The sequence below is a fragment of the Snodgrassella sp. CS2 genome (assembly GCF_050310315.1).
In the GTDB taxonomy this organism is placed as follows: Bacteria; Pseudomonadota; Gammaproteobacteria; order Burkholderiales; family Neisseriaceae; genus Snodgrassella; species Snodgrassella alvi_E.
In genome coordinates this window covers 1-1,610 of sequence record NZ_JBNPBA010000029.1, presented here as the reverse complement: position 1 = coordinate 1,610, position 1,610 = coordinate 1, and the positions used below count along the sequence as shown (strand labels likewise).

Here is a 1,610-nt window from a genome sequence, read left to right as displayed (position 1 = left end):
ACTTGTTGGTGATGCAGCTAAAAAAATGCATACTGCACAAAAAGCCTATGAAAAAGCGAAAGAAGCAGGAAATGTAGCAGAAATGGTTAAGCAAACTGAAAATGTGGCTAATCTAATAAAGGAAGATAAAATTAGAAAAGGAGTGGGTGGGAATGCTGGAAAGGGAACGACGGCGACTACTGGTAAGCAAGAGGCCATTATTCCAAATAATAATTGGGGGGCTTTAGATAATGCTTCTAAAACTGCATTTGATGCAGCAAAAAATAATGTAACTACATGGACACCAAAAGATAAGCATATGGTTGGCACTATAGCTAATAGAAGTGCTCAATTTAATACAAATAATGTGTCTGATATTCAAAACTTAGTTAAAGAGGCATTAAACTCTCCTAATGCTAAATTTATACCTAATAATGTCGATGGTTCTTTCAGAGTTGTAGTTGATATGAATAAACCAATTGGTACAAAAGGTCAAACAAGTATCCGAATAATAATAGGAAATGATGGAAAAATATGGAACGCATTCCCAGTAAATTCTCAATAAATATTGATTATACCGATTTATTTATCGGTGAAGTTTCATCAAATCCTCAGCTTTTTTCTAAAATTGAAGGTAATTTATTTATTTTAATAGATAATATCCCAGTTTTTGATGAGAATGGGATATTACTACTTGAATTGGCAAAGAAATTGAATGATTGGATTTGTGATCAACAGGGTGATTTTGAATATTACTCTATGGATTATGAAGAAGGGCCAATCTTATTCTTTAAGAAGGAAATTACAGGCTATTGGCAGTTTGGTAGTATATGGATGGAAAAAGTCTATTCAGATATTGAACTATACAAAATAGTTGTAGCAAGCAAAGAGTTTATAAATAAATTGCTTTATGAGCTTCAATTAAAAAAAGTTGACTTTAGCAATTTATTCTAAAAATCATAAACGTTATGAAAAGTTTAACATTAAAAAGATCTTAGTATGATACAGATATCTTTAATTGCTTTCTAAATCTCTGCATGGCACGACAACTATGCGGATAAAGCCGGCTACCTGAGCAACAACTTTGACAAAGACAAAGTTCAGAAAGAGCTGGATACACAGCGTGAAGTCACACAGGAGTTTGACCAAAATCGGCAGGATTTGAAAAAAGAGCTACTGCAAATGGCGCGCAAAAAATATGAAGAAGCGCAACTGGAGCGGCTGCAACACGAAGGCTTACGAACCGAAAAGAGCATCCAGTTAGAACAGGAAGGGCGTAAAATAGAACAGAACGTTGCCTATCTAGATACCGCTCTTGGTCTGATATGGGCAGGTAACATCGGTATCGGAGCATTAGAAACCGTTGCCCAGCATGCGGATTACACCAAAAATGCTGCTCGCCACATCACAGCCGGACAAGTATATAGAGTTACCTGCAACGGTGAAGCATCTCAGTACGAGTGTAAAGATATTAATAATGCTAAGGATGCCATGGTTGCCGGAGATGCAAGCAAAATAACCAAAGAAAAAAATCAAGGGGCACCGTTTGAGGGTACGGCCACTGAGATTTATGATTACCGCCAGATAATGGATGGCAAATCAGTAATAATGATTTCAAATCCAGGAATCTA

Annotated in this window: 3 protein-coding genes; all 3 read left to right on the top strand. The window is 36.2% G+C overall.

From position 1 onward, the window contains the following. Positions 1-544, top strand: a 544-nt coding sequence (locus tag ACQP6D_RS11170; RefSeq protein ID WP_427858263.1) for a hypothetical protein, incomplete at its 5' end; no start/stop codon positions are given. Next, on the top strand, positions 514-933 hold the full coding sequence (locus ACQP6D_RS11165; protein ID WP_367429136.1) for a hypothetical protein: 420 nt from the start codon (positions 514-516) through the stop codon (positions 931-933). The genes ACQP6D_RS11170 and ACQP6D_RS11165, both read left to right, overlap by 31 nt. Positions 934-1,161: 228 nt before the next feature. After that, a partial coding sequence (locus ACQP6D_RS11160; RefSeq protein WP_427858262.1) for a hypothetical protein occupies positions 1,162-1,610 on the top strand: 449 nt, incomplete at its 3' end.